Annotated in this window: 9 protein-coding genes and 1 pseudogene; 4 read left to right on the plus strand and 6 right to left on the minus strand. The window is 67.9% G+C overall.

Annotation, left to right across the window (positions count from 1 at the left end; translation table 11 throughout):
• Positions 1-121: 121 nt before the first annotated feature.
• From OG331_RS47960 to OG331_RS47975, 4 genes and pseudogenes are all read right to left on the minus strand, one after another.
• A complete protein-coding gene (locus OG331_RS47960; RefSeq protein ID WP_406191734.1) occupies positions 122-2,530 on the minus strand; it encodes a putative Ig domain-containing protein in 2,409 nt (802 codons plus the stop codon).
• A 253-nt stretch (positions 2,531-2,783) separates the two neighbouring features.
• A pseudogene (locus tag OG331_RS47965) lies at positions 2,784-2,984 on the minus strand (transposase); the annotation flags it as partial.
• Between the two features lie 628 nt (positions 2,985-3,612).
• Positions 3,613-6,015: a glycine-rich protein gene (locus OG331_RS47970; RefSeq protein WP_406191732.1), complete on the minus strand. Its 2,403-nt coding sequence runs from the start codon at positions 6,013-6,015 to the stop codon at positions 3,613-3,615.
• A gap of 1,223 nt (positions 6,016-7,238) precedes the next feature.
• A complete protein-coding gene (locus OG331_RS47975) occupies positions 7,239-9,629 on the minus strand; it encodes an Ig-like domain repeat protein (protein ID WP_406191730.1) in 2,391 nt (796 codons plus the stop codon).
• A 408-nt stretch (positions 9,630-10,037) separates the two neighbouring features.
• On the opposite strand from OG331_RS47975, the gene OG331_RS47980 reads away from it, so the two are divergent.
• The 4 genes from OG331_RS47980 (at position 10,038) to OG331_RS47995 (ending at position 13,398) form a co-directional block, all read left to right on the plus strand.
• The gene (locus tag OG331_RS47980; protein ID WP_406191728.1) at positions 10,038-10,238 is read left to right on the plus strand and encodes a hypothetical protein; all 201 of its coding nucleotides are present in this window, start codon (positions 10,038-10,040) and stop codon (positions 10,236-10,238) included.
• 123 nt (positions 10,239-10,361) lie between these two features.
• Positions 10,362-10,577: a hypothetical protein gene (locus OG331_RS47985; protein ID WP_406191726.1), complete on the plus strand. Its 216-nt coding sequence runs from the start codon at positions 10,362-10,364 to the stop codon at positions 10,575-10,577.
• A gap of 614 nt (positions 10,578-11,191) precedes the next feature.
• On the plus strand, positions 11,192-12,244 hold the full coding sequence (locus OG331_RS47990) for a fibronectin type III domain-containing protein (RefSeq protein ID WP_406191724.1): 1,053 nt from the start codon (positions 11,192-11,194) through the stop codon (positions 12,242-12,244).
• 749 nt (positions 12,245-12,993) lie between these two features.
• Positions 12,994-13,398: an ATP-binding protein gene (locus OG331_RS47995; RefSeq protein ID WP_406209703.1), complete on the plus strand. Its 405-nt coding sequence runs from the start codon at positions 12,994-12,996 to the stop codon at positions 13,396-13,398.
• A gap of 465 nt (positions 13,399-13,863) precedes the next feature.
• On the opposite strand, the gene OG331_RS48000 is transcribed toward OG331_RS47995, so the two are convergent.
• Positions 13,864-14,292: a hypothetical protein gene (locus OG331_RS48000; RefSeq protein WP_406191722.1), complete on the minus strand. Its 429-nt coding sequence runs from the start codon at positions 14,290-14,292 to the stop codon at positions 13,864-13,866.
• Positions 14,293-14,406: 114 nt separating this feature from the next.
• The gene (locus OG331_RS48005; RefSeq protein ID WP_406191720.1) at positions 14,407-14,583 is read right to left on the minus strand and encodes a hypothetical protein; all 177 of its coding nucleotides are present in this window, start codon (positions 14,581-14,583) and stop codon (positions 14,407-14,409) included.
• Between the last annotated feature and the right edge of the window lie 191 nt (positions 14,584-14,774).

Below are 14,774 nucleotides of genomic sequence, written 5' to 3' on the forward strand. Positions count from 1 at the left end.
GGGCGGGCGTCCGGTGGGGGTGGGGTACCCACTGGACGCCCGCGGTGTGTGCTTGTCGTGTTCAGCTGCTCCTATGTTGTCTGCCTTGTCTGCGTTGTTGGGGGGGGTAGGGGTTGGGGGGTTAGGGGGCGAGTGTTTCGCATTGGGTGCCGAGGGGGGTGCATTGGTCGGTGCCGGGTCCGCCGTTGATGGCGTTGGTGCCGGTGCCGGCGCGGATGGTGTCGTTGCCGTTGCCGCCTTGGATGCTGTCGGTTCCGGTGCCGGTGGTGAGTTGGTCGTTGCCGTCGTCGCCCTGGACGCTGTTGGTGCCGTTGCCGGCGTTGACGGTGTCGTCGCCGGCTCCTGCCACGATGCTGTCGGTTCCGGTGCCGGTGGTGATGGTGTCGTTGCCGGCGCCGGACTGGACGCTGTTGGTGCCGTTGCCGGCGTTGATGGTGTCGTTGCCGGTGCCGGTTTTGATGCTGTCGGTGGCGTTGCCGGTGGTGACGGTGTTGGTGCCGTTGCCGGCGTCCACGGTGTTGGTGCCGTCGCCGGCGTTGATGGTGTCGTTGCCTGCGCCGGTGGTGATCTTGTCGTTGCCGGTTCCTGCGCAGATGAGGTCGTTGCCGCCGGCGCCGTTGATGGTGTCGTTGCCGTTCTTGCCGAGGATGATGTCGTTGCCGGGGGTGCCGGTGAGGACGTCGTTGCCGGCGGTGCCGTTCACGATGTGGACGGCGTGGGGGTCGAGGCCGGTGGTGGTGCAGGAGACGGGAGAGACGGTGAGGTGGTAGGTGCGGGTAGCGGGCGGCAGGTCGGATTCGTCGTTGGTGGCGGTGACGGTGAAGTCGGCGGTGCCGGCAGTGGTGGGGGTGCCGCTGATCAGGCCTGCGGCAGTCAGCTCCAGGCCGGCGGGCAGAGTGCCGTCGGTGACGGCGAAGTCGGTGTTGTCGGTGTCGTCGCCGGTTGTCAGCTGGGCGGTGTAGGGGACGTACTGGGTGGCGTCCTGGAGCGTGAGCGGCGTGATACTCGGGCCGACATCAAGGCGGAAGCTCACCCCGCGCGTGGGGACGCTGTATACGGCGTCCCCGCTGTAGTGGACGCCCAGGAGGTAGGTGCCGGCGGGCAGCTGCAGATCCCGGAACACGGCCTTGCCGTCGGAGACGTCTGCCTGCGCCAGGACGGGGCCGGGCCCCTCGGTCAGCGTGGCGGTGCCGGTGGGAGCGGGCAGTCCGCTGACACCGGATCCGGCTCGGACGTCGGCAGTCACCGTGATCTTGTCGGTGGCGGAGGGCGCGGACGGATCCGTCCCGGTGATTCTGACGGTGGTCGGTGCCTTCGCGACGGTGAGCGTGAACTCCTTGGACGCGGTCCCGGAACTGTTCTCGGCCGTGACCGTGAAGGTAGGCGTGCCGAGGTCGTCGGTGCCCGCCGGTGTGCCGGTCACGGTGCCGGTGCCGTCACCGTTGTCGGTGAAATCTGCCCAGGACGGCAGGCCTTGCGCAGTCAGGGCGGGAGTGGGTACGCCGCTGGCGGACACCGTGAACTCGCCTTCGCTGCCCAGCGTGAAAACAGCCGGATCCGTATCGGCGAACACCGGCGCACTGGCCTCGTACGTGATGGTGACGCTCGGCGCCGCACTCGTCAGGGCAACGGAACCGCCGTCGGGAACGAGGGAGGAACCTCCACCGCCACCGCCCGCACCACTGCGACCGGAGCCGGCGGGGACCTGGTCGCCGCCGCTTCCGCCGCCGTAGAGCCCGCCGCCTCCGCCGCCGCCGGTCCCCCCGGCGCCGCCGGAACCAAGCGTGCCGTCCGCCCCATCGGGTGTGCCGCCGCCTCCGCCTTCGGTAGCGGTGCCCGCGGCGCCGCCGGTTCCGCCGGCGCATTGGCCATTTCCGCCCGGCTGCCCAGCGCCCCCGCCCAGGCCTCCGACACATTGTCCGAAGCCGCCGCCGCCAAACTGGCCGATGTTAAACCGTCCGCCTCCTCCGCCGCCTGCCGCCACGACGAGGCGGATGTCCTCCTCGGCGCGGATGTCGGAGGCTCCGCCCCCTCCTCCTCCGCCGTCCGAGGTGCCGCTGCCGCCGCCGTTGAAGCCTCCGACACACTGCACACCACCAGTACAAGACCCGGCGGTTGCGTTTCCGCCGACCCGAACGTAGAGGGTCGGTACATCGTCCACAGCGAGGGTTGCCGAGACCTGGGCGCCCTGTCCTCCAGCCGCCCCGGCCGAGAAGCCGCCGTGGCCGCCGATCGCGGTCACCTCCACGGAGGTCACCCCGTCGGGGACCGTGAAGGTCTGTTCCTCCCCTGTGGATGTGGAGAGGAACGTGCAGGTGATGGTGGTGCCGGTGGGCTCGCAGTTGTTGTCCAGGGCGTGTGCGGTGCCGGACAGTGTCAACGGCATGACTCCGGCGATGCACAGGACTCCGGCCGAGCTCAGGGCAGTGGCCATCGTGGCCGGCCGCCGGGGGCCGCGCCGTCTGCTGTCCCCTCCGACGGGATCGTGGCCGGGCCTTCGGAACAGGGTGGTCATCGAGGCGAGTGACATCGCGACTCCTTGGGGGTGACGAGAGACAGGGCCGCGACGACCTTCTGGCCCACGGCAGCACGACGTGGTGCGGGCACCGCGGGTATCCGGGGGACACCCCCCTGCCAGCCAAATGAGAGACCCACATCACACCACGCCCACCTCGGGGCCACCCCGCCCCACAGGGCCGGTCCCGGTACCCCGGGCTCTGCCCGCGCGCCCGCCCCCGCGCACCGGGCAGCCGGTAGCGGCGACAGCGCAATCAGCAGCCCGGCCCGCGGGAGTTCAGATCGACCGCCCATGTCACGTCCCGGCCCAGGTCGAGCACATCACCGATGAGCTCCAGCAGTTCCGGCTCGTTGTTCGCCACTTGCCGCGAGAGCACCACCTGGGCGTCGCCGTCGATCACCGTGCAGTGATGTTCCGCCTTGCCCGCGTCCGTACCAGCCCACAGTTCGGGCACGGCCACCTCCATCGTCGTCCGTCGTATGTCCCAGCAGACGACCTCGCCGACGTGTCCTTACACAGCGATCCAGTTCGCACATCCCCATGAGCGGCCGAGTCGTCGCGGGGCTCCGGGCGGCCAGTCACAGTGAGCCACACCAACGGCATGAGGATGGCAGCCACACCCGGAACCCTGGGCCTCCCGATTGGACGAAGGACCAGGACGAACCCAAGCAAGAAGGTAAGGAGGATGTCGGCTGTACCGCCCGGGGTGGTCTGACCCGCCGAACCCTCGACGCTTCGGTTGTCCTTTCCGGGAATCGTCGACCGTCCGGGCGGTACGCGGCGTGCATGCGTCCGGGCCGGGCGCCGGTGACCTTGTAGAAGCTCGGCCTCAGCTGTCGTCCGCCGTGACTCCCCGCGGCTTGCCGCCGGGGCGGGCACACGAAGGGCACCGGGTTGTTGCCGTACTCCCGGGCTGCCGGATGCGAAGGTTCGGCACGGTGTCGCTGAGGTCCGCCAGGCACGCCTGGCGTGGGGGCGGGCGTCCGGTGGGGGTGGGGTACCCACTGGACGCCCGCGGTGTGTGCTTGTCGTGTTCAGCTGCTCCTATGTTGTTTGCCTTGTCTGCGTTGTTGGGGGGGGTAGGGGTTGGGGGGTTAGGGGGCGAGTGTTTCGCATTGGGTGCCGAGGGGGGTGCATTGGTCGGTGCCGGGTCCGCCGTTGACGGTGTTGGTGCCGGTGCCGGCGCGGATGGTGTCGTTGCCGTTGCCGCCTTGGATGCTGTCGGTTCCGGTGCCGGTGGTGAGTTGGTCGTTGCCGTCGTCGCCCTGGACGCTGTTGGTGCCGTTGCCGGCGTTGACGGTGTCGTCGCCGGCTCCTGCGACGATGCTGTCGGTTCCGGTGCCGGTGGTGATGGTGTCGTTGCCGGCGCCGGACTGGACGCTGTTGGTGCCGTTGCCGGCGTTGATGGTGTCGTTGCCGGTGCCGGTTTTGATGCTGTCGGTGGCGTTGCCGGTGGTGACGGTGTTGGTGCCGTTGCCGGCGTCCACGGTGTTGGTGCCGTCGCCGGCGTTGATGGTGTCGTTGCCTGCGCCGGTGGTGATTTTGTCGTTGCCGGTTCCTGCGCAGATGAGGTCGTTGCCGCCGGCGCCGTTGATGGTGTCGTTGCCGTTCTTGCCGAGGATGATGTCGTTGCCGGGGGTGCCGGTGAGGACGTCGTTGCCGGCGGTGCCGTTCACGATGTGGACGGCGTGGGGGTCGAGGCCGGTGGTGGTGCAGGAGACGGGAGAGACGGTGAGGTGGTAGGTGCGGGTAGCGGGCGGCAGGTCGGATTCGTCGTTGGTGGCGGTGATGGTGAAGTCGGCGGTGCCGGCAGTGGTGGGGGTGCCGCTGATCAGGCCTGCGGCAGTCAGCTCCAGGCCGGCGGGCAGAGTGCCGTCGGTGACGGCGAAGTCGGTGTTGTCGGTGTCGTCGCCGGTTGTCAGCTGGGCGGTGTAGGGGACGTACTGGGTGGCGTCCTGGAGCGTGAGCGGCGTGATACTCGGGCCGACATCAAGGCGGAAGCCCGCCTTTTTCACGGAATTCTTGTATATGGCGTCCCCGCTGTAGTTGATACCCAGGGCGTAGTGGCCGGCGGGCAGCTGCACGTCGTGGAACACGGCCTTGCCGTCGGAGACGTCTGCCTGCGCCAGGACGCTGCCGGGACCCTCGGTCAGTGTGGCGGTGCCGGTGGGAGCGGGCAGTCCGCTGACACCGGATCCGGCTCGGACGTCGGCAGTCACCGTGATCTTGTCGGTGGCGGAGGGCGCGGACGGATCCGTCCCGGTGATGGTGACGTTGGTCGGTGCCTTCGCGACGGTGAGCGTGAACTCCTTGGACACGGTCCCGGAACTGTTCTCGGCCGTGACCGTGAAGGTAGGCGTGCCGAGGTCGTCGGTGCCCGCCGGTGTGCCGGTCACGGTGCCGGTGCCGTCACCGTTGTCGGTGAAGTCTGCCCAGGACGGCAGGCCTTGCGCAGTCAGGGCGGGAGTGGGTACGCCGCTGGCGGACACTGTGAACTCGCCTTCGCTGCCCAGCGTGAAAACAGCCGGATCCGTATCGGCGAAGACCGGCCCGCTGTGGTACGTGATGGTGACGCTCGGCGCCGCATCCGTCGGGGAATCGGTTCCGCCGTAGGAGGAACCGCCACCGCCACCACCCGCACCACTAATAATGAAGTCAGGCTGATGGATGAGTATGCCTCCGCCGCCTCCGCCGCCGTAGAGCCCGCCGCCGCCTCCGCCGCCGGCGGCGTTCCACTCCGCGGTGCCGCCGGAACCAAGCGCGCCCCCTGCCGCGCCTCCGTCACCGGCAGCGCCGCCTCCGGTAGCGGTGCCCGGCCCGCCGCCGGCCCCGCCGTTGCAATCGCCAGGTCGGCCCGCCTCCCCAGCGGCCCCGCCCACGCCTCCGGCACATTGCCCAGACTGTGCGCCTCCTCCGCCGCCTGCCGCCACGACGAGGCGGGAATCATCATCGGTCAGAGGGATGTTGCGGGGCTCGGTGCGGATGTCGGAGGCTCCGCCCCCTCCGCCGCCGGCCCAGCTGTTGGCGCCGCCGTTGAAGCCTCCGATACACTCCACACCCGGAACTGCTTGACAAGTCCCGCCGGTTGCGTTTCCGCCGACCTGAACGTAGAGGGTCGGTACATCGTCCACAGCGAGTGTTGCTGAGACCTGGGCGCCCTGTCCTCCACTCACCCCGCCGCCTGACCTGCCGCCGTGGCCGCCGATCGCCATCACCTCCACGGAGGTCACCCCGTCGGGGACGGTGAACTGGTGTTCACCTGTGGTGTTGTATGTGCAGGTGATGGTGCCGGCGTTGGGGGGCTCGCAGTTGTTGTCCAGGGCGTGTGCGGTGCCGGACAGTGTCAACGGCATGACTCCGGCGATGCACAGGACTCCGGCCGAGCTCAGGGCAGTGGCCATCGTGGCCGGCCGCCGGGGGCCGCGCCTGCTGCTGTTCCCTCCGACGGGATCGTGGCCGGACCTTCGGAACAGGGTGGTCATCGAGGCGAGTGACATCGCGACTCCTTGGGGGTGACGAGAGACAGGGCCGCGACGACCTTCTGGCCCACGGCAGCACGCGACGTAGTGCGGCACCGCGGGGATCCGGGGGACACCCCCCTGTCAGCCAGATGAGAGACCCACATCACACCACGCCCACCTCGGGGTCACCCCGCCCCACAGGGCCGGTCCCGGTACCCCCGGTTCTGCCCGCACGCCCGCCCCCGCGCAACCCGGGCAGCCGGTAGCGGCGACGCTTTCACCCCGTCACGGTCGACGGTTTGCGTCCCGCACGCCGTCGACCCACACCACGTACACCGTGGTGGAGCGGGCGTGGGTCTGGGCGTCCAGGTGGAGCGAGCCACTGTACGAACGTCTGTGAGGATGTCGGCTGTATCGCCTGGGGTGGTCTGACCCGCCGAACGATTGACGCCTCGGTTGTCCTTTCCAGGGATCGTCGACCGTCCGGGCGGTACGCGGCATGCATGCGTCCGGGCGGGGTCGTGTCCCGCATGTGGTGTAGCAGCGATCACGGCGAGATGCAGGTCGCACGGCCAATCAGCCTGCACGACACCCCTGCTGACCTGACTGGTCATCAGGTAGGAGGCCTTGGCCGGGGCGGCCGGCGAGGAGCCCCGGCCCTGGCTTCAAAGAAGGTCGCGGCAACGTCGGCAGTGTCGCGCCGTAGGCGTCACCAACTGGCGCAGCGTCAGACCCATCCGGCCGGCGGGCGCCTGCATCTGTCCCACGGCCTGCACTTACGCGGTGATCGCTGCTACACCACTTGGCGGGACACCATCCCGGGCCGGGCGCCGGTGACCTTGTAGAAGCTCGGCCTCAGCCGTCGTTCGCCGTGACTCCCCGCGGCTTGCCGCCGACAGCGGGCACGTGACGGGCACCGGGTTGTTGCCGTACTCCCGGGCTGCCGGATGCGAAGGTTCGGCACGGTGTCGCTGAGGTCCGCCAGGCAGGTTAGGCGGCGGTCGCAGATATCGCACCACCGTGACCGATCCGGCTACCGCGCCACTGATCGGGCCCGGCGCCGTTTCGACCGGCCTGCACCGGCCCGGTGCTGCTTGGACGGGCTTGTGCTGGATCGCCGGGCGTGGGGGCGGGCGTCCGGTGGGGGTGGGGTACCCACTGGACGCCCGCGGTGTGTGCTTGTCGTGTTCAGCTGCTCCTATGTTGTCTGCCTTGTCTGCCTTGTCTGCCTTGTCTGCGTTGTCTGCGTTGTTGGGGGGTTAGGGGGCGAGTGTTTCGCATTGGGTGCCGAGGGGGGTGCATTGGTCGGTGCCGGGTCCGCCGTTGATGGCGTTGGTGCCGGTGCCGGCGCGGATGGTGTCGTTGCCGTTGCCGCCTTGGATGCTGTCGGTTCCGGTGCCGGTGGTGAGTTGGTCGTTGCCGTCGTCGCCCTGGACGCTGTTGGTGCCGTTGCCGGCGTTGACGGTGTCGTCGCCGGCTCCTGCCACGATGCTGTCGGTTCCGGTGCCGGTGGTGATGGTGTCGTTGCCGGCGCCGGACTGGACGCTGTTGGTGCCGTTGCCGGCGTTGATGGTGTCGTTGCCGGTGCCGGTTTTGATGCTGTCGGTGGCGTTGCCGGTGGTGACGGTGTTGGTGCCGTTGCCGGCGTCCACGGTGTTGGTGCCGTCGCCGGCGTCGATGGTGTCGTTGCCTGCGCCGGTGGTGATTTTGTCGTTGCCGGTTCCTGCGCAGATGAGGTCGTTGCCGCCGGCGCCGTTGATGGTGTCGTTGCCCGCGAGCCCGAAGATCACATCATCGCCCGGGGTGCCGGTGAGGGTGTCGTTGCCCGTGGTGCCGGTGATCGTTGCTGTCGCGTTCGCGCAGGTGAGGGCGTTGACAGTCTGGGTGAGCTCGGGGCTGGTCGAGCCGTTGTGCGTGGCGTCGCCGCTGTAGTGGGCGGTGATCTGGTGTGAGCCGATGGTCAGGGTGCTGGTGGTGAATGTTGCGGTGCTGGAGCCGCTCAGGGCGATGTCGTCACCGATGACGGTGGTGCCGTCTGTGAAGTCCACGGTGCCGGCCGGGGTGGGGTCGGTGACGGTCGCGGTGAACGTCACGCTCTGGCCGGCGATGGAGGGATTCGGTGTGGAGGCCAGGGTGGTGGTGGTGTCGGCATACGCCACCGTGTAGGTGCAGTCTCGACTCGTGGTGTTGCCGGCCTCGTCGGTGGCCGTGGCGGTGAAGGTATGGGGTCCCCCGGTGCTGGTGTCAGGGCTGCCGGTGAGATGGGTGTCTGCCAGACCCGAGCCGGCGTCGGTGGCCGTTGCGGTGAAGGTGGCACCGGACTGCTGCAGGGTGTAGGCGGGGGCCGGGTCGGGGCAGGCGATGACCGGGCTGATGGCATCGACCGAGAACGTGACGCTCTGTACTGCCTCCGCATTGCCGGCATTGTCGATGCTCGCGGCGTACAGGGTGTGCTCACCGCCGGACACCGGATCGTCGCCGGTGTAGGGGCAGGGCTCGTCGGGGAGTGCAGCGAAGTTCTGCGGGGCTTGGGCCGGGTCGAGGACACAGCGGGTTTGCGCTACTCCCGTGCCGTCGTCCGTGGCGGTGACGAGCGGAGTGACGGGGCTCTTGTACCAGTCGTTGGAGCCGTCGGGAGTGCTGGGGTTCAGGGCGAGGGACGTGTGAGGTGCCGTGTTGCCCGCCAGCGTGTAGGTGATGGTGATGCTCGGGTCAGCATCGGCGTCGTCCACCCGGCCGCCGAAGGGCACGAGGGAGGACCCGCCGCCGCCGCCGCCCGCACCGACGTCAATATAGGCACCCCCTCGTCCGCCTCCGCCTCCGCCTCCGTAGAGGCCGCCCCCGCCCCCGCCGCCGGGGCCGTAGAAACCGGGGGTCAAAGCGTCACCGCCGGAACCAAGCGCGCCCGCCGTCCCATCTGGTGTGCCGCCGGCACCGCCGCCGGTAGCGGTGCCCGTGCCGCCGCCGGTTCCGCCGTCGCACGGGCCGTTCATGCCCGCTTGGCCAGCGTTTCCGCCCTTGCCGCCCGTACACTGAGCGCTATATCCGGAGCCGGTTCCGCCGCCGCCTGCGGCGACGATGAGGCGGGAGTCCTTGGTGGTGAGGGGGGTGGTGCGGGGCTCGGTGCGCAGGTCGGAGGCCCCTCCTCCTCCTCCGGAGGTGTAGTTACTGTTCCCGCCGCCGTTGAACCCGCCGATACACTCAAAGTACCCGTTAGCACAGGCCCTGCTGCCTGTTGGGTTTCCGCCGACTTCGACGTAGAGATCCTGCCCGCTGATCAGGCCTTTGAGGTTGCCCGAGACTCGGGCGCCCCGGCCTCCGTCCGTCCCCCCGTAATTTTGGCCGCCGTGGCCGCCGATCGCCATCACCTCCACGGAGGTCACCCCGTCGGGCACCGTGAAGGTCTGCTCCCCCCCTGTGAAGCCGTACGTGCAGGTGATGGTGGTGCCGGTGGGCTCGCAGTTGTTGTCCAGGGCGTGTGCGGTGCCGGACAGTGTCAACGGCATGACTCCGGCGATGCACAGGACTCCGGCCGAGCTCAGGGCAGTGGCCATCGTGGCCGGCCGCCGGGGGCCGCGCCGGCTGCTGTCCCCTCCGACGGGATCGTGGCCGGACCTTCGGAACAGGGTGGTCATCGAGGCGAGTGACATCGCGACTCCTTGGGGGTGACGAGAGACAGGGCCGCGACGACCTTCTGGCCCACGGCAGCACGACGTAGTGCGGCACCGCGGGATCCGGGGGACACCCCCCTGTCAGCCAGATGAGAGACCCACATCACACCACGCCCACCTCGGGGCCACCCCGCCCCACAGGGCCGGTCCCGGTACCCCCGGCTCTGCCCGCACGCCCGCCCCCGCGCAACCCGGGCAGCCGGTAGCGGCGACGCTTTCACCCCTCACGCATCACGGGTCGACGGCTTGCGTCCCATACGCCGTCGACCCACACCACGCTGGAGCGGGCATGGACCAGGGTGTCCAGGCGGAGCGTCCTGCCGGACGTACGACCTGGACGCCCCTGGGCCGCGTCTGCCCGGGATCGGCTACGCGACGTCAAAGGGCGTGCTCTTTCACAGCGTCCGCGGCAGCGAGTACGTCTCCCGCCGGTTCAAGCGGTCCTGTAGCCGCCTCGGCGTGACCCGGTCGATGGGAGGCGTCGGCTCGTGTTTCGATGACGCCGTCAGCGAGGCGTTCAACAGGGTCCTCAAGGCCGCATACGTCCACCGGTATACCTTCGCCGCCCGCACCGAGGCGCCGGGCTGAAGACCGCCACGTGGATCACCGGCTTTTGCGACACCCGCCGACCGCACAGCGTGTGCGGGCAGCGCAGCCCGATCGATCACGAGCACGGCCACCGGGCCAACCCTGCCCTGGAGCCGGCCGGCAATGGCGACACGGCTCATCCTCGCCCTCGCGGCAGTCCATGCCGCCCGGGTCGCCCAGATCGCCAACCTCATGCTCGACGACGTCGACCTCGGCAATCTTCGGCTGACCATCGCCGGCGCGTCCGCCCGCTCGACGATCTCACGCGGAACCTGCTGCTGGACTGGCTGGAGCGCCGGCGCCGCGGGTGGCCGGACACCGCGAACCTCCATCTGCTGATCAATGCCGCCACCAAGACCAGCCGCGCCAGCAACCACTGGATCAGTGCCGCGATGCGCGGGCAGGGCGCCACGTTGGAACGGCTCCGCGTCGACCGGCAACTCGAAGAGGCCCTGACGCACGGGCCCGATCCGCTCCACCTCGCCGAGGTGTTCGGGCTCGACGCGAAGACCCGATGCGCTACGCGGACTCCGCACGGGCCCTGCTGGAGCAGGCCGCCGAGACCGACCCCGCGGGTTGACCGCGAACCCACGGGTCCATCCACTGGAATCAGGAGCGCTGGGAAGTGCGCGTCCGGCCCTGAAACTCTGCCCTCAGATCGCCGCAGGAGTGAAAGCGTTCGGCCGCGACCCGGGCGGATACTCGATACCACCTGCCGTCCGAACGATTGGGTTTCCATGCCGCTACTGTTTCGATGCGATCCACACCGCCTTAGCCAGCCCGAGTCTGAACCGGTGAGAAGGCGCAGGCGTACCCGACTAGTCGCCACGCTAGGCATGCTCGCAGTGCCCGTATGGGCATTGGCCGTGCCGGATGCCCATGCCGCTTCGACTGCACCGGGTGCCGGCCCACCCCTTTATGTGGCCGAATACACTCGCGGGACAGTTGTGAAGGTGGCCTCGGACGGAACTCAGTCTTCGATTATCGACGGTTTGAATACTCCATACGCGATAGCGGTGGACGCCGCAGGTAACCGGTACATCGCGGACCTTTACGGTGACAAGGTAGTGAAGGTACTCCCTGATGGAAGCAAGACCACGATCGCCCATGGTCCAGCAGACGGCGGCCCATCAGACCTCACAGGTATCGATGACGCCTTTGGGGTGGCCGTGGATAGCACTGGAAATGTTTTCATCGCTGACTACAAACACCAGCGGCTGGCCAAGCTGACCCCTGACGGCACCTTGACCACTCTTGCTGACGGCTGGGACGGCCCGACCGGGGTAGCCGTGGATTCCGCAGGAAACGTCTACGGCAGCAAGTACTGGCTTGGTCAGGTTGTGAAAGTGAAGCCCGACGGTACGCAGAAGATTATCGCCGACTTCGGGCCGAATACACATCCCGACGGTATCGCGGTGGATGCCGCCGGAAACGTCTATATCGCAGTGTCACTGAGTAATAAAGTGGTCAAGGTGAGCCCTGGCGGAAAGCAGACTCAAATCGGCGGGACCATGCTCTTTCCCTGGGGTGTCGCAGTCGACTCCGCCGGCAACGTCTATGTTGCTCAGCAGAGCGGCGGTGATGTGGTGAAGGTGCCGCCGCGCTGTACCAGCAACGACTGCCATATCCCCGTCGGATCCGGCCTTGCCAATACCGCCGGTGTGGCGCTGGCGCCTCTGCCGTCCGCACCAACGAAGGTGAGAGTGCCCGCACCATGGAAGGGTCTGACACAAGGCCGGGCTGCCGTGTCGTTCAAGCCAAGTACTTCCCCTTCTGTCGTCAGCTACACCGTCACCGCCCGCAACCTTACACACCCCAATAAAGGTGGCCAGATCGCCCAGGGGACCCGATCACCGATCACCGTGGCCGGCCTCAGCCCCGGCGACCGTTATACCTTCACTGTGACCGCAACCAACAGGGCAGAGGGAACCAGCACACCATCTGCAGCCAGCAAACCGGTCTGGATCTCTGCACACACCAGCCCTTGGTGGCGCATCCTCTGGTAACTGCGCGTGGCAGTCGTGGACACCGACCCGCGCGCAACCCCCGCCCAGGGGGCGTTGAGTCACGTTGTTGGTGACCGGGTGGAATGCTCTTCGGGTTGGTTGTGTGGCGGGTAATCGGCCGTCTCGGGTGCGAGGCCGTCGTGCAGGAATCCACCGCTACCCGGCGGAGATCATGCCGCACTGTGTGTGTCGGCACTTCCGCTTCCCTGACTTCATACAGCTCGAGACACCTGACAGGCCGCCGCTGAACCGGCAGCGGATGGCCTTGGCCCGCAGGAACGAGCGGTGTTGCCCCGAATGCTGCGCATGGCTCCCGGACGTCGCGCAGGTGAAACCGTCGTGCAGTCGCGACGCAATTGGCCGATGATCTCCGGCGGGAGCGGAATCCCGGTTCGACGGCGTGTCCGCGAGCAGCCCTCCAGCGGCCCCCGACGGTCGGATGATCACGCCGTCGGGAGACGGCCGCCGCCCGGCCTGGCAATGCCGTCAGTGCCATCCTCTTGGACGCCTGTCCGGGAACCTCGAAGAACCTCGGTGTGGTGTTGACTGGAACAGGAAGGGCGTGGGACCGGGTCCGCTCCGGCGGCTGGTCTGCCTGATGCGCAACGGGCTGAAAGAGGAAGTGGGAAGTGATCGTTGTGGACCCCACTGTTACAGCCATCCCGGTCAAGCGGGGAGTCGGCCGCAGGAGCGCGGGACTGATCGTGACCGCGGCACGGGCAGCGGGAGGCGTCGCTCCCCGCCCGTGCATGTGGCGGCTGCCCCATCGGGCAGAGTCGGCGGGGACAGCACGCCGGATCGTGCGGCTGGTGCTGCACGAGTGCTGTGACGTGGATGAAGACACCCTCAGCGGCGCCGAGCTCGTCGTGTCGGAACTGGTCACCAACGCAATCGAGCATGCCCGCCCCCCTGTTGTCCTGTATGTCGAAGCCGACAGCTCCGCCGAAGGCGGCACCTGCAGCGTGCATATCGAGGTAACGGACGGCGGCCCCGCGGCCCAGGACGGCGAGTGGACCTCCAGTTGTTCCGAGGACGAGCACGGACGCGGAAGTGGCATTATCGACGTGCTCGCTTCCGACCATGGCACCCGCCCGCTTGGTCACGGAGTCACCCACTGGGCCGACATGCCTCCCACAGCCGAGCAGACTCCCTGAACCGGCTCACTGAACCTCTTTCATCCTGAATAGTCGCAGGTGAGGAGCGTGTGGTGGCCTGGACGGTGCGGCCGTGTAGGCAGCGGTAGCCGGTGGCCTGTGAGACACCCGCGCCGCGGGCCGGGCAGTGCACGCAGGGACCGGTCGCGGAACCAGCACAGCACCAGGACCGCTTGCCGGAAGGGTCCCAGGGTCCGCGAGCCCTTGGCAGTGCCGATCCGACACCGATGATTGGCCGTCAGTTTCGCCGGCATCTCTATGGCATGGCGCGGAACGTCGAGCAGGGCAACATGGGTGACCAGCGTGAAGCCCCCGGTACAGACGGTCTTGTAAGAGGGACCTGTCCCGCCAGGGCTTCACGCCTATCTGCAGCCGCCCTCATGCACCGGCGACGGCGAGATCATTTCATTGAGAAAACCTCAGTTTTCACACAAGGGCGACCGTGAGCCCGCAGAAGCCCCGGTTTTACGAATTTGGATCCATCATTTGAAACAGAACATATCCGTCCTGCAGGCCCATGCAGCGCAGGCCGGGTCGCTGCGCGACGTCGTTAAATCCCTCAAACCAAATATCGAATAGCTGGGTCGGGTCATAAAGCACGACAGGATACCGCCCGTTCCCGTCGTCCATGAACCACACGAGGGTGTCAGTGGGCGGCAAATTATCGTCGGGCATCTGCCCAGGCCAGGAAACCACGTTCTCCTCGTTCGGATTTTTATTCTCGCGAACAACCCTCACATTTATAACAGGCATACTGCCGTCCTCTTCCAGCGATTCCTTCGGCGCCCCGGCTCCCCGGCTCCCCGAGTTCCATGAGTATTCCGGCCGGCCGTCGTCTTGAGTTGGGCCAAAAGGACAGGTCTGCTGTGTACAGTCTTTTTCCCTTTCGTGCACACCGTGTTTGCAGTCCGTGGAGCGACATCTGCCCCGGCCGCGGTGTTCAGGAGGTCACTGGAGCGGTTTAGGGGCTCGCAGTCTCTGAGGTGAAAAACCTTCCGCAGTTGATCGTCAGGCTGCGGGAGGTTCGGCGGTGCTCTGATAGCCGAGGTCGCGGAGCCCGGCGAGGTGGCGGGCCACTCGGCGGTCGGGGGAATCGGGTCGGGTGAAGTAGTCGGCGCCCAGATCGGGATCGGGCCGGCTGCGGTCGAGCATGCGGTTGATCGCGACGATGATGGAGTGTTCCACCGCTCTGCCTTGGCGTTTATGCGGCTCTGCTGCTTGCGACGGTCGTGATGGGATTCAGTTTGTCCTGTTTTCCGGCGGGGGGTGTTCATGTGCGCGATGCTTGTTCTTCACGCCCGTTGGCCGACCAGGTCCTGCGGTGCTCGTTCTCGGTGCGCCGGCCGGCTGAGGGGTCTTTTCCGTGGAGGCGGCGA

It is taken from the genome of Streptomyces sp. NBC_01017 (assembly GCF_045162795.1).
Taxonomy (GTDB): domain Bacteria; phylum Actinomycetota; class Actinomycetes; order Streptomycetales; family Streptomycetaceae; genus Streptomyces; species Streptomyces machairae.

Coding starts and splice junctions, on each gene's coding strand:
- OG331_RS47960 (WP_406191734.1), bottom strand. CDS start 2,530: ATGTCACTCGCCTCGATGACCACCCTGTTCCGAAGGCCCGGCCACGAT.
- OG331_RS47970 (WP_406191732.1), bottom strand. CDS start 6,015: ATGTCACTCGCCTCGATGACCACCCTGTTCCGAAGGTCCGGCCACGAT.
- OG331_RS47975 (WP_406191730.1), bottom strand. CDS start 9,629: ATGTCACTCGCCTCGATGACCACCCTGTTCCGAAGGTCCGGCCACGAT.
- OG331_RS47985 (WP_406191726.1), top strand. CDS start 10,362: ATGGCGACACGGCTCATCCTCGCCCTCGCGGCAGTCCATGCCGCCCGG.
- OG331_RS47995 (WP_406209703.1), top strand. CDS start 12,994: ATGTGGCGGCTGCCCCATCGGGCAGAGTCGGCGGGGACAGCACGCCGG.